The organism is Paenibacillus oryzae (assembly GCF_001675045.1).
Lineage (GTDB): Bacteria > Bacillota > Bacilli > Paenibacillales > Paenibacillaceae > Pristimantibacillus > Pristimantibacillus oryzae.
Genome location: NZ_LYPA01000030.1, coordinates 21,433 through 40,761, shown reverse-complemented (window position 1 = coordinate 40,761; position 19,329 = coordinate 21,433). Strand labels below are relative to the sequence as shown.

General features: G+C 47.5%; 17 protein-coding genes. 12 read left to right on the top strand and 5 right to left on the bottom strand.

All coding sequences use genetic code 11. The annotated features are described in order from the left end of the window. Positions 1-159: 159 nt before the first annotated feature. On the bottom strand, positions 160-2,670 hold the full coding sequence (locus A7K91_RS03830) for a beta-propeller domain-containing protein (protein ID WP_068679842.1): 2,511 nt from the start codon (positions 2,668-2,670) through the stop codon (positions 160-162). A gap of 434 nt (positions 2,671-3,104) precedes the next feature. Here A7K91_RS03830 and A7K91_RS03820 point away from each other — a divergent pair, with 434 nt between their 5' ends. Together A7K91_RS03820 and A7K91_RS03815 are read left to right on the top strand one after the other, a co-directional pair. Beyond that, the gene (locus tag A7K91_RS03820; RefSeq protein ID WP_068679838.1) at positions 3,105-4,589 is read left to right on the top strand and encodes a glutamate synthase subunit beta; all 1,485 of its coding nucleotides are present in this window, start codon (positions 3,105-3,107) and stop codon (positions 4,587-4,589) included. Positions 4,590-5,198: 609 nt separating this feature from the next. Next, positions 5,199-7,112 (top strand): MFS domain-containing histidine kinase, encoded by a 1,914-nt coding sequence (locus tag A7K91_RS03815; protein WP_082967214.1) that lies wholly within the window; start codon positions 5,199-5,201, stop codon positions 7,110-7,112. Positions 7,113-7,204: 92 nt separating this feature from the next. On the opposite strand, the gene A7K91_RS03810 is transcribed toward A7K91_RS03815, so the two are convergent. The 3 genes from A7K91_RS03810 to A7K91_RS03800 form a co-directional block, all read right to left on the bottom strand. Beyond that, positions 7,205-7,441 (bottom strand): NHLP leader peptide family RiPP precursor, encoded by a 237-nt coding sequence (locus tag A7K91_RS03810; protein ID WP_068679836.1) that lies wholly within the window; start codon positions 7,439-7,441, stop codon positions 7,205-7,207. A 318-nt stretch (positions 7,442-7,759) separates the two neighbouring features. Continuing rightward, entirely contained in the window at positions 7,760-8,005 is a 246-nt protein-coding gene (locus tag A7K91_RS03805; RefSeq protein WP_068679834.1) for an NHLP leader peptide family RiPP precursor, read from the bottom strand. 113 nt (positions 8,006-8,118) lie between these two features. Further along, positions 8,119-9,105: a hypothetical protein gene (locus A7K91_RS03800; RefSeq protein WP_068679831.1), complete on the bottom strand. Its 987-nt coding sequence runs from the start codon at positions 9,103-9,105 to the stop codon at positions 8,119-8,121. 355 nt (positions 9,106-9,460) lie between these two features. Here A7K91_RS03800 and A7K91_RS03795 point away from each other — a divergent pair, with 355 nt between their 5' ends. The 4 genes from A7K91_RS03795 (at position 9,461) to A7K91_RS03780 (ending at position 11,739) form a co-directional block, all read left to right on the top strand. Next, complete coding sequence (locus A7K91_RS03795; RefSeq protein WP_068679829.1) at positions 9,461-10,030, top strand: C40 family peptidase; 570 nt, start codon at positions 9,461-9,463, stop codon at positions 10,028-10,030. Positions 10,031-10,160: 130 nt separating this feature from the next. Continuing rightward, positions 10,161-10,538 (top strand): LapA family protein, encoded by a 378-nt coding sequence (locus tag A7K91_RS03790; protein ID WP_068679827.1) that lies wholly within the window; start codon positions 10,161-10,163, stop codon positions 10,536-10,538. Positions 10,539-10,552: 14 nt separating this feature from the next. After that, entirely contained in the window at positions 10,553-11,509 is a 957-nt protein-coding gene (locus tag A7K91_RS03785; protein WP_068679825.1) for a TRM11 family SAM-dependent methyltransferase, read from the top strand. A gap of 14 nt (positions 11,510-11,523) precedes the next feature. Continuing rightward, positions 11,524-11,739: a hypothetical protein gene (locus A7K91_RS03780; RefSeq protein WP_156739300.1), complete on the top strand. Its 216-nt coding sequence runs from the start codon at positions 11,524-11,526 to the stop codon at positions 11,737-11,739. 66 nt (positions 11,740-11,805) lie between these two features. Here A7K91_RS03780 and A7K91_RS03775 read toward each other — a convergent pair whose 3' ends face one another. Further along, positions 11,806-12,120, bottom strand: coding sequence for an ArsR/SmtB family transcription factor (locus A7K91_RS03775; protein WP_068679823.1), 315 nt, complete (start codon positions 12,118-12,120; stop codon positions 11,806-11,808). 136 nt (positions 12,121-12,256) lie between these two features. Between A7K91_RS03775 and A7K91_RS03770 the strand changes: the two genes are divergently transcribed. The 6 genes from A7K91_RS03770 (at position 12,257) to A7K91_RS03745 (ending at position 19,245) form a co-directional block, all read left to right on the top strand. Beyond that, entirely contained in the window at positions 12,257-13,660 is a 1,404-nt protein-coding gene (locus tag A7K91_RS03770; protein ID WP_068679820.1) for an MFS transporter, read from the top strand. Positions 13,661-13,825: 165 nt separating this feature from the next. Next, positions 13,826-14,518, top strand: coding sequence for a hypothetical protein (locus A7K91_RS03765; RefSeq protein ID WP_068679818.1), 693 nt, complete (start codon positions 13,826-13,828; stop codon positions 14,516-14,518). Between the two features lie 75 nt (positions 14,519-14,593). Further along, the gene (gene trhA, locus A7K91_RS03760; protein ID WP_068679816.1) at positions 14,594-15,238 is read left to right on the top strand and encodes a PAQR family membrane homeostasis protein TrhA; all 645 of its coding nucleotides are present in this window, start codon (positions 14,594-14,596) and stop codon (positions 15,236-15,238) included. Positions 15,239-15,445: 207 nt separating this feature from the next. Then, a complete protein-coding gene (locus A7K91_RS03755; RefSeq protein ID WP_245697228.1) occupies positions 15,446-16,408 on the top strand; it encodes an ABC transporter permease in 963 nt (320 codons plus the stop codon). A 54-nt stretch (positions 16,409-16,462) separates the two neighbouring features. After that, the gene (locus A7K91_RS03750) at positions 16,463-17,353 is read left to right on the top strand and encodes a carbohydrate ABC transporter permease (protein ID WP_082967213.1); all 891 of its coding nucleotides are present in this window, start codon (positions 16,463-16,465) and stop codon (positions 17,351-17,353) included. A gap of 122 nt (positions 17,354-17,475) precedes the next feature. Further along, positions 17,476-19,245: an extracellular solute-binding protein gene (locus tag A7K91_RS03745; RefSeq protein ID WP_068679812.1), complete on the top strand. Its 1,770-nt coding sequence runs from the start codon at positions 17,476-17,478 to the stop codon at positions 19,243-19,245. The last annotated feature ends 84 nt before the right edge of the window (positions 19,246-19,329 follow it).

Below are 19,329 nucleotides of genomic sequence, written 5' to 3'. Positions count from 1 at the left end.
TCTATTAGTATACCAGATTTCGGAAGATTTGCAGCCGGGCAGTGGTGCTGCGCCAAACGCAAACAGCGCGGGTTTATACCCGCGCTGTTTCAATTTTGCCAGAGCGTGTCTGAATTCTCCAAGAGCTGTTTTCAGACATGTTCCAGCATTGTTTCAGGTCTATTGCCGTGATTGCGCCGGCTCCGGCTCCACGCTGATCACATCAACAATGCTGTACCCGTATTGGGATGGAATACCGGGATAGCGCAGAGAGCCGCGCAGACTCAAGCTATTCAGGTCATTGGCTTTAAGCATGGCGTCCGATAAGGTATACAGGGTATTCCCTGCATAAAGAATCCGTCTGACCGCTTTGGAATAGTCATAGCCGTAATAGCCGCTTTTCAGCAAATCCTCTTTAGCCAAATGGCTGATTGTGCCGCGAAGCGTAAAGCCTTTTTCAAGATCGATTCCGTATACGTATGCGGCTTGATTAACAAACTCTCCATAGGTAGTTGCAGCTTCTTCACCAGACAGATTTTTGTTTTTCACTTCATATAGTTCAACCGGGAAAGCAAGCAGCCCCTTACTTTTGGAGAACAACAAGGCTTTGTGGTTTGAGAGCAGCTCGGAGCTTGTTCCTCTATCGCCAATCAGCTCTTTAAACTTTTCTTTTGGCTGGCTGACGTCGCTTACGTCAAACAATGCCATCTTGAGCCCCTGGTAATAAGCCGTCACATTGTCGCCAGTGCCAGACTTGTTCGAAACCGTTGCTGTATCCTTGCCGAAGCCGATCAGGTGGTTTTCGTCATAGGGGTGCAGATAGTCGCTGTAGCCCGGAATTTTTAATTGGCCCAATACAGCCGGCTTGGTAGGTTCGCGAAGATCTATGGCGAATAGCGGGTCTACATTGCGGAAGGTGACCATATAGGCGCGCGCGCCCATAAAACGGACGGAATAAATCCGTTCCCCGGGAGCCAGTCCTTCAAGCTTGCCGCTAATTTGCAGCCCTTCATCAAGCACGTACAGGTTGTTGACAGAGGTGTCTTTTCCCGTAGACCACATGTTTCCGTTCGTCAGTGCAACCCGCAGATACCCGCCGTGCTCATCCATGGAGAACTGGTTCAGCAGGGCGCCTGGCACGGAGCCTTGGCCTAGATACACGGTTTGGCCGTTGTCCAGCCTGAATTTGTGGAAGACGGTTTCCTGCTTGTAATCGCCGCCTTTGTCGGGCACAAATCTGCTCAACGCTACGTACAGGTTACGGTTGGAGGCGTAGACGGTTTCACCGGACCCCATATAGGCCGAAACCTGATATTCTCCCTCCGGCTTGCTCAAATCGACGGCTCCAACAATCATCATGGAGGCATCCTGCGGCTCGGGGAAATATCGGATATCGTCCAGCGTCAGCTCCAAGGGTTTGTCAGAGACAGCCGAATCCTTGTAGGTGACTGTAATCTCCTTCTCCAGGTTCTGCAAGGTCGTTTCCGTCTTTATCTTATCGCTGGATTTGGACGTCATCATATCAAATGTCCCGTAGATGTAGTTGTTTTTGTTGGTTACGATATACAGGTCGCTGCCGATTTTGCGGGAAGAAAGGTAGCTTCCTTCCTGGACCAGCTCCCTGGTCAGTTTCGGCTGGCCTTGTTTATCTATATCGTAAACAAAGCTTTTAATGACGCTGCGTGTCTGGTAAGGATACGGTAAAATCATGCTGGGTTCAACAGCAGCATCAGGCGCAACGGAAGGTTCGCTCATCCCGGCTGACGATGTATTGTCCTCCAAGCCCGATTCGGCTCTATAGAGCGTCAGACTTTGCTGACCAATCACAATCAGCTGACCGTTGTCTACGTAAAGCTCCTGCGGCATAAAGGCGTCGTTCGTTCCATAATCCAGGCTTGCCGCCAGCTTTGGCGCATCGGGATTGGATATATCTGCAATAATGACGCGATTGCTGCTGATTTGATAAATGAAGGAGCCGTCCGTTTTGGCCCAATCGGCTTCATCAACTCCCGCTACCTGGACATTGGTTGTAGAAAAATCATCGCTGCCTGAGAGCTCACTTTCTGCTCCCGGCGAGGCGCTTTGATCCGATACGGCTCCTCCTTCGACTGCCGCAGGCACCGCACCGCTTGTTTCAATGGCGAGGTAAACACGGCTATTCATCTTGGATTTCCGTTTTTCCGCTTCGTTTAGAAGCTTCATTACATTTTCCGCCGTGCCCAGGCTTGGCAGCTCCTTGGGATCATCGATCCGGATGCTATGCTTCGAGCTGTCCCAAATCACTATAGAGCCCAGCGCCTCCGAGATGGCGCGCACCGGCACCAGCGCAGTTCCGTCTACAAGTCGGGGGGCGACGGGAAGGTCGACCTTTCTTCCATTTGCGGTCATCGTTTTGGAGCCAATGGTTAGCTTGGCGCTTCGATTGCCTCGTGTCAACCCGATTGCACGTGCTTCTTTTCCCTCGTCCTGAAATGTTACTTTTGCGCCTAACGCCTCTGCTATTTCTCTGAGAGGCACTATTGTAACAGAATTTTCAATAAACGGGGGCGACTCAAGCTCAAGCAGCTTTCCTGCTACGTAAACCTTGATTTCGCCTTGCGCCTCCACGGCCTGACCAGGACTTCCCTTCAAAAAGGGAAGGGCGCAAAGAGCAAGCGCAAGCATGCTTGCAATTATCACCTTTTTTCTCATCCTTTTTCCTCCTTTAATCGTTTGATGGTGCCGACCCCTGCATTTGACCATTTGTTTTGTTGACATATAAATTCAACTACAAAACGGTAGGAAAAGGACAGAGTGGGAATGGTTCTGGAGAAGCGAAGCGCTCGCTTGTGTTTCCAAAATTTCACCATTAGCCCCTTACAATCAGGAAATTTGGAAACAACTGCGATCATAAGAACCATTCCCACGGCGGACTCCTGCCTATAATCATTAGTTGAATTTATACAGATGCAGCTTTATTGCCATAGACGTGCCGTCATGGGGATAGGTTGCGGAAAAAAATGCCTTTGCAGAAATAATGTGAGCCCGTGATATGCTTCACTTCGTTGCCGGAATGAAGCGTGTTACGATGAGCGATATCGCAACTATCTGCAGGCAGGTTTCAGATTCGAAACGGAGGAATTGCCATGGGAAAAGCGACAGGTTTTTTGGACTATGAACGGGAAATGCCGGGGGAAGCTTCTCCGCTTGAGCGGATTAGCCATTGGAATGAATTTTCCATGCCCATGGCGGAAGACAGGCTTCAGCAGCAAGGCGCAAGATGTATGGATTGCGGAACGCCGTTTTGCCACTATGGAGATATGCTGGCGGGAATGTCGGCGGGATGCCCGCTGAATAATCTGATTCCCGAATTTAACGATTTGCTTTATCGGGGCTGTCTGGAGAAGGCGCTGCAGCGTCTTCACAAAACGAATAATTTCCCGGAGTTTACGGGAAGAGTCTGCCCCGCTCCCTGCGAGGGCTCCTGTACGGCTGGCCTTATCGGAATGCCCGTTACAATCAAATCCATTGAAAAGACGCTGGTGGACAGAGGGTTTCAGGAGGGCTGGATCAAGCCGGAGCCTCCGCTTGTCCGCACAGGCAAAAAGATCGCGATTGTTGGCTCTGGTCCAGCGGGTCTTGCCTGCGCCGCCCAATTGAACAAGGCAGGCCATGAAGTAACGGTATATGAACGCGCCGACCGGATTGGAGGCTTGCTCATGTACGGTATTCCCAATATGAAGCTGGACAAAGGGACCGTCCAGCGAAGAGTGGAATTGCTGGCGGCGGAGGGCATACGGTTCGTAACAAATGTCCATGTCGGAGCTGATATTCCCGGGGAGCGATTAAAAGCCGAAAACGATGCTGTTGTGCTGTGCGGAGGAGCAACGAAAGCGCGTGATCTGCAGGTTGAAGGAAGACAGCTAAACGGGATTTATCAAGCCATGGATTTTTTGACTCAAAATACAAAAAGCCTGCTCGACTCCGGGCTTGAGGACGGAGCATATATTTCCGCCAAAGACAAGGATGTTATTGTTATCGGCGGAGGAGATACGGGAACCGACTGTGTGGCCACGGCAATTCGCCACGGCTGTCGAAGCGTGCTCCAGCTGGAAATTATGCCGCAGGCTCCACGGAGCCGAAGCGCAGATAACCCTTGGCCGCAGTGGCCCAAGGTGCTCAAAACGGATTATGGTCAGCAAGAAGCCGCCCAGCTGTATGGCGGAGACCCGCGCCAGTTTACGATTTCCACCCGGAGGATCATAAGCGATGGGCAGGGAGCGGTTCAGGGTGTTGAAACGGTTCAGCTTCTCTGGCAGACGGATGAGGAGGGGCGCAAAACGCCAACAGAGGTTCCGGGCAGTAGTGTTGTGCGTCCAGCCCAGCTTGTTCTTTTGGCTTTGGGATTTACCGGCCCGGAGGAGGGGCTTTTGGAGCAGCTAAATGTTTGTCGGGATTCCCGTTCCAATGTCATGGCGGAATACGGGGCGCATACAACGAATGTTGCCGGTGTTTTTGCCGCAGGAGATATGCGGCGCGGTCAAAGCCTGGTTGCCTGGGCGATTGCAGAAGGACGGAAATGCGCAAGAGAGGTTGACCGCTATTTAATGGGGGGAACGCAGCTTCCTTAAATGCATATTCGCTTCATAAAGCCATGCTCGTTCATTAAATCCATGTTTGTTCGTTAATCCAGGTTCGGGATTTGTATAGAATTTGCGAGCCAAGTCTATAGGTTTTAATTGAGCAATCCCCAGGAATGTTGCGTTTGTGCATTCTTGGGGATTTTGCGTACTCACACATTTGCTAACTTTCTTGCGTGTGAACATGTTATGTTTAATGGACACTTTTGTCCGTAAGCAGACCGTTTTAGCCATTTATTAATGTGCAATGGCCAAATGTGTCCTTTACGGCATGGTTTTCCAAAAATTATGGGAGTTTTTAGCATGTGATGGACATTTTTGACCATTAGAAATACAAATGTTGCGTTTTATGGTCTATAGCGGACATTTTAGTCCATTACCAGGTACGGACTTTAGCGATCGAATTGATAGAGATTTTTTGTTATGAATGTTCGATTAAGCGAACAATTTTTAAAAATAGTTTGATTTTGCTAGTTGATATTCTGTCCTGCATCCCCCAAAATAGAAATAGGGAATATTTGCCGAACTGCGTCGAAAAAAGTCAAGCGCTGTCAGCTGCAAACCCATAAATGTTGCATATGTTTGGTTAGAGGTGTAGGGATGACCATAATTCATAAAACGCTGATGGCTGTTTTGACTTTAGGCATTGCTCTGGTGATCTTATTAACGCCCGAAGCCCAACTGACCTACGCAGCGAACGGAACGAACGAAACAACGATAATGGAATGGCAAATGATGTGGGAAGAACCCGGTTTGGAGCGGGGGATAGAGGATATGATGGAGCTGGGAGATCAGGGAGACTGGTTCCAGGTATCGGCAAGCGGCGATTATCCTGTCTTGCCGCCTAATATAACCTCTGCATGGATACGCTTTAAATTACCCGAAATGTCACAAATGCGTCCAGCAATGGAATTGAAAAATATGTTAGCCCAGGATGTCGTTATTTATATTGAATCTGCCAAAGTATATGAAGTCCACCGGAATTATGTGTATGACCGGAACATTATTATGGTCCCTCTATCAAGCATTGAAGCCGGGCAGAGTGTTTATATGCATTTAAAAAGCCAGACCATGAGAATCGGATTGCAATCACCGATCATAATAGACAATCATGACAATATGATTAAAGAGGGTATGCGCAGCGATATTACAGATGTAGTCATCGGTTCTTCCTTGGTTATTATTTCTTCCTTTATGCTTTTAAGCGTTATCTTTTTGAATCGAACATTTTTGCCAGGGTGGGTGTCCCTTTTTTTGGTGATGCTTTCAATTGGTATAATGATTCTGAGTTATTCTACTTTTTTTGATAAGTATTATCCTGAGCTTGGAAACTTTATGTATTATGCATTTGACGTTGCATCAGCTATTTTAATTCCTACCCTTCTCATATTTTTTGAAAAGATATTCGGTAAGGGGCCTTATTCCTTATTATCCAGATTTAATAGATATTTGTTGATGATGATGTTTATATCCTTATTTTTGATGCTTGTCAGTATAGCCTGGGAGCCCTTTAGAGATATTTATACTCTAATGAGCATGATCTTTTTAGGCTTCGAGGTTGTTGTTGGAAATATTATTCTGATTGGTTCGTTAATTTATTATTGCAAAAAGAAATATAAAGAAGCTTACATCATGGCTATAGGCTTAGGCAGCTTTACGCTTATTACATTGGTCGAGATGCTATGGTATTTTATATCTGACGAATTGTATGCGATGATGTTTTGGAAATATGGCATTATCTTTTTTCTAGCTTCACTCATTATAATGCTGGTCCGACGCATTATGAGAAACTATGAAACGGCGCTTGAATATTCGAAGCAGTTGGAAGTATTTAATAACGAGCTTCAGCGCTCTGAAAAAATCGAGATGATCTCTCATTTAGCGGCATCTATTGCTCACGAGGTGCGAAATCCGTTACAAGTAACCCGAGGGTTTCTTCAAATATTAAGGGACAAATCTGCGGATGAGAAATCAAAGAATTATACCAAGCTGGCAATAGATGAGTTGGACCGTGCCGCAGAAATTATTACGGACTTTCTGACATTCGCCAAACCTGATCTTGGCGAAGTGACGAGGCTTAATTTGGCTCAGGAGCTTCAGCAAATTGAAGCCATTTTGATGCCGTTTGCAACGATGCAAGGTGGAGTCATACAGCTTTCCGTAGAAGAGGATTTGTTTGTAAAGGGGAATACGTCAAAGTTTAAGCAAGCGTTAATCAATATTATTAAAAATAGTATAGAAGCGCTTAAAGAAGATGGCTATGTACTTATTCAAGCTTCCAGAACAGAAGTGCCAGACTATCTTATGATTACCATCAAGGATAATGGAGAAGGAATTGAAGAACAGGATATCAAACGTCTTGGAGAGCCATATTATTCGAAAAAGTCAAAAGGAACAGGCTTGGGGCTTATGGTGACCTATCGAATAATCGAGGCAATGCAAGGAGATATTGTGATAAACAGCAAAAAGGGAATTGGGACGGAGGTTTGTCTAAGACTTCCCATTAGCAATTAAGGCAAAAAAACATGCAGGTACAAAAAATAACCTTCAAAACCACTAGTCACTAGGTGGGATTGAAAGGTTATTTTTTCGTTTATTATCAATGTTTAAAGCCAGCGAGGGCCCATAACTTGATTTTTGCTAGCCGAAGGGCTTTGCGGAAGCACCAGATAATATTTATCTGCGGTTTCCTCAAGAACCTCAACGTTAATATTCGCTGGAATATCTAAACCAAATGCTTCTTTTAGTGCAGCTATTGGATTAGCAATCAGTTTTTTCTTAAAATCCTCGTCCGCCCATGCTTTTTCAATGATTTGCGTTTGAAGTTCTTGTTGGCTGGCCATGACCATCACCCTTTCAGATATGTATGAGATTACCAGTTAAGTGTATCATGTTTACTATACAAATTCTACTACTTTTTTACTATAAAGGGCAAATGATAGATCATATGTCAGGGCAAGTGAATATCATTTTTAAGTCTAAAAGCCTATTAATGTCTCCGCCGAAAGTCATTTTTTGCTTGGTCGAAACTCCTCGCGGAAGCAATCAATAACCAATTATAGAGGTCGTGCAAGGCGAAATCTAAATCTGCAGCACAAAGAAAAGCCCCTATTCTGCAAAGGCAGTATAGGGGCTTTATAAAAATGATAGGTCTAGTAGGTCTAGTACCAACGGGCATCGATAACTCTAATGATTTTTCTAGTCGAAGGGTTTTGAGGAAGCACCAGATAAAAATGATTGCTGGTTTCCTCTAGAACTTCGACATTGATATCCGCCGGTATATCCAAATCAAATGCTTTTTCTATAGCGGCTTTTGGATTTGCGATCAGTTCTTTCTTAAAGTCCTCATCTACCCATGCTTTTTCAATGATTTGATTCTGAAGTTCTTGTTGGCGGGTCGTTACCATAAACATTGCCCTCACCCTTTCAGAATTGTATGATATTCCCAGATAAGCGTATCACATTTACCATACAATTCAAACTGCTTTTTCTGTATAAATGGATATTTTAGTAGTATATGTTAGGTTTGAGCGGAATCGCTATTTAAACTGTACAGCATATTGATGCCTCCGCCCAAAGCCTTTTTTTTGTTGGACCGGAGTTCCTCCGCAACAGCTTTCAGGCCATCACTCATATACAGGTGAAAAGCGATCAGCTCGCAGGGCGTTTGTTTGATGCCAATTAATAATTCGTGGTGCTGCTCCCCATATTCTGCAAAACGGCTCATGCAATCTTTAATGTAAATGGCGGCTTCAGCCTCCTTCAAGGACGGCGGCCGCCAGGGCGCTGAAGCCCGCTCCATTCCAGATGCTGCTGGAGAATGAGAATATTCCGCTGCAATCAAAGCAAGGAGGCCGTTATAATTTCCGTCGTGCAGATCCTCTCGCCAATCGCTCCAATCATCCAGCATTTGGAGGGTCGTCAATGTGATGTCGACGGCATGCTCCAGGCTGGAGATGCGCTCCGGGCATCCCCCCAGCAGGCAGGCGCCAACGACGGTTATTTTGAGCGGGGCCGCTTTCCCGGATGTTTGTAGTCTATCCGTCATGAAGTAATTACCGGAAGCTTCGTTTATAACGCTGTCCGCCCACTGCTTCGCATATTTATCGAAGAAGTCCCAAAAGATGCTTTCAGAGCGAAATAAACGCCGAAAACAACGAAGCATGTTATGATAAAGCAAATGTCCCAACGCAAACGGCTCCTTTTGCCCTTCGCTTGCAACTTTACTATCCATTAAATCGTCTTGAATAAAGTAGTACAACATGCCATAAATATTGGCAAGCGACAGCTCAGCGCATTGCGTTTCCGTAATGCCGGTTTCCTCCCTGAGCCAAAAGGGCAGCAAAGTACAGATATAGTCCCTTCCCTCTTCGTGGGCAACGGGATTAAACAGCTCCGCGTAGCGAAGTCCAAAGCTGTCCAGCGGAGCGGGAAAAGCCGAAATCTGGCATTTGGCGGTTTCATAGATTTCTGTCAGCTTCGGCTTGTGCATGGTATACCACAACATGGCGTTTCCTCCTGTCCACGCGACCAAGCGTCTGTGTTGGAACTGCATCCGCAGCCCTATCTTTTACTATAGCATGTATAAAGTCGCATGTCGCAAATAATGTAAAAAGCTGCAATATATTAGTGAAAAACTTTTGCCTGATGATATTGAGTAAATGTTAAAAATCCAGTAAAATGGTTTTGACTAACGCCAAAATTATCAAAGGGTCAGCCGTCAGCAGCCCGATGAACAGCCAACGCAGCAAACTGGACCAAGGTCTGGGTATCATCCCAACCTCAGCAGGTTATTCAATTGCTTCTCCTGCATTAAAGTAAAGAAAAGACTAGGAAGTTCTTTAATGTGGAGGTAATCAGAAATGAGTAATGATAAAGAGGTCTATATTCTATTGACCGATACCGGAACTGTTTTAACGAAAATAATTAGAAGATTTACTAAAGATCCGCTTAATCATGCCTCCATAGCGTTTGATAGCGATTTGAACGAAGTATATAGCTTTGGCAGAAAAAATCCCAGTAATCCCTTTTTTGCAGGATTTGTAAGAGAAGATGTGCGAGGTTCGTTTTTTGATGACTCCATGTGCGCGTTATACCGCATTAAGGTAGACCAAAACGTGTATACAAACTTGAAAGCCCAGATCAGGCATTTTGAACAGAATCAGGAAATGTATAAATATAACTTAATCGGCATGCTTGGCGTAGTGTTCAATATCGAATGGGAGCGCAAATATGCTTACTTCTGTTCACAATTTGTAGCGACCTTGTTTAAGCGAAGCGGTATGGAATTGGTCGACAAATCGCCATTGCTTGTTACTCCGGGCGATTTGCAGCAAACCTGCCGGCTTGAACTGGTTTATGCCGGGCGGTTGCATGCGTATACGGGCTTTGACCAGATGCCAGCCGCTGCAAGCTCATACCGAACGGCCTGAAAAAGAAGACCCCGAAAGCTGGTCTTCTTTTTTTATGCCTCCATTCAAGTGGCAGGATTTAGCTGGACGAGAGCAGCTTTTTATGAGAATCTTAGGATATATGGCCTATAACTACTTGGAGGGATTACACATGAAAAGTCAAGGCACATTAATAGCTGCTTTTGCATTTGCGCTGGTTGTTGCGATATTTGCGGTTATTAACGTAAGCTCCGTTGAAGTTAACTTTCTGTTTGCCAAAACGAGTACTCCGCTTATTTTAGTCATATTGGTTTCGACACTGCTTGGAGGTTTGTCAGTTGGGTTGTTCGGTATGTTCAAAATTTTCAAATTGCAGCGGACGATCAAAACACTGGAGAAACGGGCAGCCGGGCTGGAAGCGGCAGCAGAGCCGTTTGAAGCCAGCTTTGCAGCAACATCCTTTGCAGGAGGAAAAGCCTCCGTGTCGGATAACGAAGCAGAAGCCGATAATACGGCAAGCGCAAGCTCTACAACCGACGAAGTTAAATAAGGAACGGAGACAGGATGGAAAAGGTATCACGCGTCTATATGTATGCCAGACATGAGGACGAGGCGGAGCTATGTACGCTTGAGCTTGAGTCGTTGTTCGGAGGCTGGCGTGAAACAGCGGGCGGTCCGCACGTTGTGGCAGTTAATGATGGGGCAGCAAGTGACATAGCTCCCGGAAGAAGCCCCTTCGTCAAGCGCAAAATAGAGGTTGCCGTCCAAGCAGAGTCCATGGAGGAGCTGGCTGAACAAATCAGGGAATACGACCTGCGCGGGGCCACCTTCAAGGTGCTTTATACGGAGGGAGACGAGCCTTGCTCCTATGGGGAACGAAGAAAGCTGGAACGGATGGCAGGCGGGGCGGTAAAAGGTAAGGCCGATATGCGTTCTCCCGAGGTGACGCTTGGACTCATACGCTGGCGGGGGCAATGGCTGTTTGGCCCCTGCAGCGATAATGACGCCGCCTGGCTTGCGCACAGCAGCAAGCCGCAAAATTATTCCACGGCGCTGCCGACCCGAATGGCCCGCGCTTTGGTGAATATCGCTATGGGGGAAACCCCGGCAGGTGCATCGTTGCTTGATCCGTGCTGCGGTATGGGGACGGTGCTCATCGAAGCATTGTCCATGGGCATAGACGCCGCAGGGGTTGATCTCAACCCTCTGGCGGTTAGGGGCGCGCGCGTTAATTTGCGGCATTTTGGCTATGCCGAGGATCTGGTTCGCATCGGGGATTTGCGGCGGCTTGAAGGATTTTGGCATGCGGCCATTGTCGATATGCCTTATAATCTGTGCTCCGTGCTGCCTTCCGAGGACCAGCTGGACATGCTTAGAGCCGTCAAACGGATTGCAGGCAGGGCAGTTATCGTTACGACCAAGGATATAGGGCGTGCTCTGGAGAAAAGCGGGCTAACGCTGATTAACCGCGCCTGTATGAGGAAAAGCTCTTTTATACGGTATGCAAGTGTAGTAGAATAAAGGAGATTCAATGCATGAAGGAAGGTGATTCCATGTCCGAAAAAGAACAAAACGAGGCTGCCGAGCCAAAAAAGCTGACTCAAGCGGAACGGGCCAAGCAATTGCTTGCACAAAAAAAGCAAGGAAACGGCGGAAAGCCTGGACAGCAGCATTTTTCGACCGGTACTCAGGAATTAAAAAGCCAGAACACCAAAAAGGTCAACAATCAGCGTAAAAAAATGGGTGTATGATAACTGCTCCGGCGCTATCGGCGGAACAGTAATAATAAGGCGCGTGCCGATTAAACGGCACGCGCCTTATTTTTCCTCCTGCACATACGCTTTTACGATGGAGTCCAGCAAGCCGGGGAAACGCTCCTGCAAATCCTGCGAGCGCAACGAAATCAAACGCATGGTGCCTTGCGGGCGGGTGTGTACAATCCCGGCCTCGCGAAGGATACGCATATGATGCGACAAGGTAGACTTGGCTACAGATGTATGGAAGCAGCCGCAGGACTTTTCCCCGTGATTGTATATTTCTACCGCAATTTTCAAGCGAACGGGATCGCTTAAGGCATATAAGACGGAAGCCAACTGGATGGCTTCGCGTTCGGGATGATGCAGCACTGCCATGGGATCTCTCCTTCCCGGAGGTATGTTCATCAGGCACTAATTGGCACTAATTGAATAGTAAACGAAAAAGTGGTATATTTCAAATGTTCGATAATTATCGAAATATGCTTTGAACAGAAAGAAGGATGAAATAAAGATGGCTGGACAACAACGAAAACTTAACACCTTAGATTCTGAAAGCCTTCTTCAGCGGGAAGGCGTCATCATTTTGCTGCTAGGCATTTCCGTTGTTCTTGTCATCATGAATACGGCCATGTTTAATCTGGCGCTTAACGATCTTGGACATTATTTTAATTTGCCTCCCTCCACAGTAGCTCTTACCGTAACGGGCTATTCTATTGCATTTGCGATTTCCTCCATCACGTTTAGCCGGTTATCGGATTTTGTGCCGCTTCGCCGGTTATTCGCCATCAGCCTGGTCTCTGCGGGCGCTGCTTCCCTTGTTGCTATGCTGAGCACGCAATTTTGGCTGCTTCTTGCCGCGCGTATTGTGCAGGCGCTGGGAGCAGGAGCGGCTATTTCGTTATCTATCGTTTTATTAACCCGTTATGTGCCGCTGGCCCGCAGGGGGAAAACGATGTCGGTCATTATGTCGTCGGTATCGCTAGGATTAGGCTTGGGCCCTGTAGTGGGCGGGTTTGTCGTGCAATATATGGGCTGGAAGTATTTATTTGCCATTACCGCTTTATTGTTATGTATCGCCCCCTTCCTGGTGCGGCAAATTCCGAAGGAAAAATTTGAGAAACGTCCGTTTGATGTGCCCGGCGCTATTACTCTCAGTGCGGGAACGGCGGGCCTGCTGCTTTTCCTTACCAGCTTTAACCCGTTGCCGCTCCTGATAGGCATAGCGGGATTGGCCGCTTTTGCATGGCGTATCCGAAAAACGGCGCATCCCTTTGTTTTGCCGTCGCTGCTTGCGAATAAAACGTATCTTGCGTTGTCTTTTGTAGGCGTGTTGTCCTATTTGTGCAGCTTTTCCACCTTGTTTTTACTGCCTCAAATGCTGCTGAAGCATTTTGGACTAAGCGCAAGTCATGCGGGCTTTATCATCTTTCCGGGTGCGATTTTGTCCATGCTTCTCTCCAGAGCGATTGGCTCCATCATAGACAAATACGGCAATGGCGGCATTTTGCGGCTGGCGCCCTTTATGATTTTAACCTCCGTTATTTTATTTGCCCTGCTTGGCACGCGGTTTTGGATTGCCGATATAGCTGTATACATGTTAATGAATGTTGGATTCGCCATGATCGGCAGCAGCGTTTCCAATGAAATATCCAGAATTTTGCCCAAAAGCCAAATCGGCTCGGGAACCGGCTTGTACCAGCTGATGCAGTTTTTTGCCGGAGCCTTTAGTATAGCGGTTGTATCAAGCGCGCTGGAGCTGCAGCATAACCTGCCGCTTGGACAAGCTTTTGCCAACCTGTTTTGGGGGCTTGCCGGAGTAGCGATTCTGGCAAATTTATGCGCCGTTCTGTACAGCAGACTAAAAAATAAATTTGGCTTGGCCGGAACATTGGCAAACGCTGAGCGGTCTGAATAGGATATAACCTGAATAAGCCCGGATGTCTCCCAAAGGAAACTTGTCTTCCCCAATGAGTTGTTATTATGGATGGCGGGAACTGACAGCCTGAACGGAGAATGAATTGATTGACTTTCCCGCATAATGAAAAGAAACCATTATGAATGACTTTGGGAGGGGTTCTCCATGACGGTCAAACCAAGCCATATCAATATTTATTTGCTGGCTGGCGTCAAAACCGCGAGCAGCTGTTTTACTGCATGCAAAAAAATGCTGGAGGATCAGCTAAGTCAGGATGGCCGGCAGGGCAAGGTACATGTCGTATTTCCTTACGGCGATTACAATCGCAATTTGGTCAAACAGGTGCTTGAGGTCAGAAGCGACATTTCCGGAGGCTCCAAAGGCGAGCGGATCGGCGGGCGCCAGGCGGCAAAGGAAATCAAGCAAACGCTGGGAGGCAGCGAGCAGGTGCTGCTAATTGGGCATAGCGGAGGCGGAGCAGCCGCATACCAGGCGGCAAGGCTGCTGGAGCAGGAGGGGCTGGAAAATTTTCGCGTTGTACAGATCGGTTCTCCAAAAACGCCGATCGAGCCTCGTTTGCAAGACAAAGTCAGCTACTTCCATGCCGTCGACGACACGGGCAAAATAAGCGATCCCATCAGCTTTATTGGCACATGGGGCGGCTGGATTATGAGCAAAGGCGTAGTGCCAATCTGGAATTCCTTTAAATATGCGCCGGGTTATATGGAGGGCATTCCTACAATCGGCGGCCATGCGGATTATTTCCGTCATACGGAGCCTTTTATGGATACGGAATCGCGCTGCAATCTTGACAAAACGATGGAGCGTGTCCAGGCCTGGTTGAAAGGTTGGTTATAATGCTTTAAACTTAAAGGCAGGAAGGACGCGGCTTCGGGAGAGGCTAATGCGCCCGTTAATCGGGAGATGATTGTTATGGCTAATACGCACACGTACTCCAAGGGCGAAGAAATCGCCAACGCCATTACGCATGGCATTGGGGTGCTGCTCAGTATTGCTGGGCTTGTACTGCTTGTTGTTTTTTCAGCGATGAAGGGGACGGCATGGCATGTTGTCAGCTTTTCCATCTACGGTACAGCCATGCTGCTGCTATATGTTGCTTCAACATTGGTTCACAGCTTTCCGCCGGGGAAAGCCAAACGGGTTTTTGAGTCGCTGGACCATTCCTTTATCTATGTGTTCATTGCGGGAACCTATACTCCCATTTTGTTTCATATCGTGCAGGGAGCCTTAGGCTGGGTTCTATTCGGAATCGTATGGGGCTGTGCGGTAGCCGGGGTTATTTTCAAATCCTTTTTTGCATCGCGGTTTCTGTTTACCTCCACTATCGTTTACATAGCGATGGGCTGGATAATCGTATTCGCCTGGGGACCGTTAACGGAGCAGCTTGCCCCGGGAGGGTTGAGGCTTCTTGTGGGAGGCGGCATTATTTATACGGTAGGAACCGTCTTTTATATGTGGAGAAGCTTCCCTTACCACCATGCGGTGTGGCATATGTTTGTGCTTGGCGGCTCTATCGTGCATTTTTTCGCAATATTGCTGTATATGCTGCCGGCTTGAGGCGAGTCGTGCTTAACTGATGTAAGTCCAATACCATAGCAAAAAACGAAAAGAGCAGGCAGCCCTTCGAGATGAGAAGGGCTGCCTTTTTTTGTATGCGGGTCACAAATTCCGTTGATTTTTGATATCGGAATGGTTATTTGGTATTTCGGAACCGCTTGCCATATTTCTATAATGAAGTTGTCAATGTTACAAAGGGGGACCAAGATGAACAACATTGCAACAAAACAAACGACCCGCCATAGAGCTCCGTTGGGTCAGGCATCATGGTTGAAAAGCAAGTACAGGCTGTTTTTGATGGCGGCTCCGTTTTTAGCGCTGGCCTTCGTATTTTCGTATTTGCCGCTGTATGGGTGGATCTATTCCTTTTTTGACTACCGGCCGGGCATACCGCTCAAGGATAGTGAATTTATGGGGTTTTATTGGTTTACATCCATGTTCTCAAACGCCGTTCGCCGCCAGGAAATTATTCGCGTCTTGACCAACACCTTTGCGATGAGCGGACTAAGCTTGTTGTCTTCTGTGCTGCCGGTGGCGTTTGCCATTTTTCTGACGGAAATAAGAAGCACTTTTTTCAAAAGAATAGTGCAAACGCTAACAACGCTGCCTAACTTTATTAGCTGGGTGCTTGTTTATTCCTTCGCATTTATGCTGTTTTCGGTGGATAACGGCTTTCTGAACAATTTGCTGATGGGGCTGGGCTGGATTGACAGGCCGCTTAATATACTCGCCTCGGACAGCAATACATGGCTAGCCATGACGCTATGGGGCATCTGGAAAACATTGGGGTGGAGCGCCATCATGTATATTGCCGCAATTGCCGGCATTGACCAGGAGCTCTACGAGGCGGCGCGCGTCGATGGCGCGGGACGTTTCCGGCTTATGTGGCATGTAACCGTGCCGGGCATTATGCCAACCTTTTTTGTCCTGCTGCTTCTGTCGATTGCCAACTTCATCAATAACGGCTTCGAGCAGTTTTATGTGTTCCAGAATGCTATCAATCTGGCGCGGATTGAGGTGCTGGACCTGTATGTGTACAACATTGGCATGATGAACTCCAACTTCTCGTTTTCTACCGCAGTCAGCCTGCTGAAGTCGATTGTCAGCATCGTTCTTCTTTTTGTAGCTAATAGCTTGTCCAGACTATTCCGAGGAGAAAGCATCATCTAACTTAGAGGCTGAACTTGTATTGATAAGAGTAAAGTAGTGGAGAGGAGAGGCTTTATGGGGAAGAGAGAACGGCTAAATGCCTTTCAACTATTTAATTACGGCTGGTTTGTGCTGTTTACGCTAATTTGCGTGTTTCCATTTTATTATCTGTTTATTAATACGATCAGCAACAATGATTTGAGCAGCAGAGGGCTTGTCCTGTTTTATCCGCTTGATATTCATCTGACGAATTATGCCAATGTGTTCAAGCTGCCGGGGCTTGGGCTGGCGGCGGTCGTTTCGCTCTCGAGAACCGTCATCGGAACGGCATTGACCGTATTTTCCTCTGCTTTTCTTGGTTATTTGTTTACGAAAAACGAAATGTGGGGACGGAAGTTTTGGTATCGCTTTCTCATCATTACAATGTACTTCAACGCCGGGCTTATTCCCTGGTATTTGACCATGCTGAATTTGGGACTGGTCAACAACTTTCTGGTATATATTTTGCCCGCAATCGTTTCGCCGTTTTTCATTATTCTGGTCAAAACGTTTATTGAGTCTACGCCTGCTGCCCTTCAGGAATCGGCTCAGATCGACGGAGCTGGCTATTGGGTTATCTTTACCAAAATTATTTTGCCGCTCAGCATGCCGATTTTGGCGACCATTTCGATTTTTGCCGCAGTTGGCCAATGGAACTCGTTTACGGACACCTTGTTTTTAGTTACGAATCAAAAGCTGTTTTCTCTGCAATTTATTCTGTACCGCTATATGAACGAAGCAACCTCGCTTGCCCAGCTTATGCGTCAAACAAGCGGAGCAGTCAATATCGATTTGACTAATATGGCGACGCCAACGTCGATACGCACAACCGTCTCCATGGTTGTTGTCACGCCGATTTTGCTTGTGTATCCGTTTTTTCAGCGCTTTTTTGTAAAGGGCATTATGATTGGAGCAGTCAAAGGCTGATGTGAAATTGTTACGGGAGGTGAAAGCAGGCACAGGCTGGCTTAACGCAACGCCGGTCCAGACACCTGGTTATTTTGCAGAATGATTGTACTCGCAACAACAATCAGAAAGGGGTATTTACTATGATTATAAGAAAAAAATGGTCTGCGCTTGCCTTGCTGATTTGCTTGGCGCTTGTTATTTCGGCTTGCAGCGGCAACACAGGCGGCAATGCAAAACCAACGGCGGCGCCAGCAACTGAAGGCGGCGAATCTCCTCCAAGCGACGCGCCAAGGGAGGAGCTGACGATCACCGTATTTTCCATGCTGGCCAATTATGCGGGCGAGCAGCCTGGCTGGTTTGCAAAGATGCTCAAGGACAAATTTAACATCAAGCTGAATATTATTGCGTCCAATCTGGCCGGCGGCCAGCAGAAGATTGCCACAATGATGGCATCCGGCGATTTGGGCGATCTGGTTGTATTCGGAAGCAACGGCGAAGATTATCAGGACGCCATTAAGGCTGGTCTTTTGCTGGACTGGACCAAGGATGATTTGCTGAATAAATACGGTGCTGATATTTTGAAAAACGCGAGTCAGGCAATCGAAGCCAACAAGACGCAGTTTGGAGGAGGCACTGCGGTATACGGCATCGGACATGATATCGGCAGCGGCGATGGCCCGTCCGAAGGGGCGGACATGACGTTTGGCCCCAACCTGCGCTGGGATCTGTATCAGCGTCTAGGCAGCCCGGAAATCAATACGCTGGACGACTACCTGGATATTTTGAAGCAAATGAAGGAGCTGGAGCCCAAAAGCGATTCCGGACGTCCGACATACGGCTTGTCCCTTTGGTCTGACTGGGATGGCAACTACATGACGCTTGCCAAAGTTATTGGCCAATTGTACGGGTACCAGGATGGAGACGGCTTTAACCCGGCCGGCTTGCTTCTTACCTCGGTCAACTCGGATGAGTGGCAAGGCGTTTTGGATGAAGACGGCTATTATTTTAAAGGGCTGAAATTTTATTTTGACGCAAATCAGGCAGGTCTGATGGACCCGGATTCCCTGACGCAGAAGTTTTCCGATGTATCGAACAAGTTTCAGGATGGCCAGGTGTTCTTCTCGCATTTCCCTTGGCTCAGCAATGTGTACAACACCCCGGAGAATACGTCGGCGGGCAAGGGCTTTATGCTGGTGCCGTTTAAGGAAGAAAAGGTGATGTCCTACGGCTTGAATCCGTATGGCGGCGTTCGCGTGTGGGCAATAGGCTCCAAAGCGAAAGATCCGGGCCGTATCCTTGAGCTAATCAATTGGCTGTTTACGCCGCAAGGCATCATGGAATCCAACTACGGCCCGCAAGGCCTGGCATGGGACATTGATGCTAATGGCAAGCCGTTTGTCACCGAATACGGCTACAAGGCGCTTCCGGCCAATACGGAGCCGGTACCGGAGGAGTATGGCGGCGGCACCTTTAAGGACGGCACTAACCAAATTAACAATACAACCTTGCGTACCTCGCTTATTAATCCCGAAACGGGCGAGCCTTACGATTACAACCTGTGGGAGTCCGTATTGAACCATGATCCAGATCCGGTAACGAAGAGCTGGCGCGAAGCAATGGACGCATTAACGGCGAAGGATTATATGGTTAAAAATGACTTGATCGCCGTTCAAAAGATTGTGTTTACCGGTTCAACGCCTACAACTCCGCCGGCCACTATTCAGCAAAATATAAGCGAGATCGGAAAGGTCATCAATGAATATTCCTGGAAAATGATTTTTTCCAAAAATGAGGATGAATACAATAAGCTCAAAGCTCAGCTGATTCAAAAAGCTAACGGGCTAGGCTATGAGGATGTTATCAAGTATGAGGTCGATTTAGCGACAAAAACGGTTTTTGCCAATAATTAGCACAGAGGCGTTTTTCCCGTTCCGGCAATGGCCGGAACGGGATTTTTAGATGTCAAGCCGATGTTCAGCTATGTTAAAATAAGG

What these genes read in the sequence shown, in the direction of transcription:
- A7K91_RS03785 (WP_068679825.1), top strand. Translation starts at nt 10,553, where the DNA reads ATGGAAAAGGTATCACGCGTCTATATGTATGCCAGACATGAGGACGAG.
- A7K91_RS03770 (WP_068679820.1), top strand. Translation starts at nt 12,257, where the DNA reads ATGGCTGGACAACAACGAAAACTTAACACCTTAGATTCTGAAAGCCTT.
- A7K91_RS03750 (WP_082967213.1), top strand. Translation starts at nt 16,463, where the DNA reads ATGGGGAAGAGAGAACGGCTAAATGCCTTTCAACTATTTAATTACGGC.
- A7K91_RS03780 (WP_156739300.1), top strand. Translation starts at nt 11,524, where the DNA reads ATGAAGGAAGGTGATTCCATGTCCGAAAAAGAACAAAACGAGGCTGCC.
- A7K91_RS03815 (WP_082967214.1), top strand. Translation starts at nt 5,199, where the DNA reads ATGACCATAATTCATAAAACGCTGATGGCTGTTTTGACTTTAGGCATT.
- A7K91_RS03810 (WP_068679836.1), bottom strand. Translation starts at nt 7,441, where the DNA reads ATGGCCAGCCAACAAGAACTTCAAACGCAAATCATTGAAAAAGCATGG.
- A7K91_RS03775 (WP_068679823.1), bottom strand. Translation starts at nt 12,120, where the DNA reads ATGGCAGTGCTGCATCATCCCGAACGCGAAGCCATCCAGTTGGCTTCC.
- trhA (WP_068679816.1), top strand. Translation starts at nt 14,594, where the DNA reads ATGGCTAATACGCACACGTACTCCAAGGGCGAAGAAATCGCCAACGCC.
- A7K91_RS03765 (WP_068679818.1), top strand. Translation starts at nt 13,826, where the DNA reads ATGACGGTCAAACCAAGCCATATCAATATTTATTTGCTGGCTGGCGTC.
- A7K91_RS03745 (WP_068679812.1), top strand. Translation starts at nt 17,476, where the DNA reads ATGATTATAAGAAAAAAATGGTCTGCGCTTGCCTTGCTGATTTGCTTG.
- A7K91_RS03800 (WP_068679831.1), bottom strand. Translation starts at nt 9,105, where the DNA reads ATGTTGTGGTATACCATGCACAAGCCGAAGCTGACAGAAATCTATGAA.
- A7K91_RS03795 (WP_068679829.1), top strand. Translation starts at nt 9,461, where the DNA reads ATGAGTAATGATAAAGAGGTCTATATTCTATTGACCGATACCGGAACT.
- A7K91_RS03755 (WP_245697228.1), top strand. Translation starts at nt 15,446, where the DNA reads ATGAACAACATTGCAACAAAACAAACGACCCGCCATAGAGCTCCGTTG.
- A7K91_RS03830 (WP_068679842.1), bottom strand. Translation starts at nt 2,670, where the DNA reads ATGAGAAAAAAGGTGATAATTGCAAGCATGCTTGCGCTTGCTCTTTGC.
- A7K91_RS03805 (WP_068679834.1), bottom strand. Translation starts at nt 8,005, where the DNA reads ATGGTAACGACCCGCCAACAAGAACTTCAGAATCAAATCATTGAAAAA.
- A7K91_RS03790 (WP_068679827.1), top strand. Translation starts at nt 10,161, where the DNA reads ATGAAAAGTCAAGGCACATTAATAGCTGCTTTTGCATTTGCGCTGGTT.
- A7K91_RS03820 (WP_068679838.1), top strand. Translation starts at nt 3,105, where the DNA reads ATGGGAAAAGCGACAGGTTTTTTGGACTATGAACGGGAAATGCCGGGG.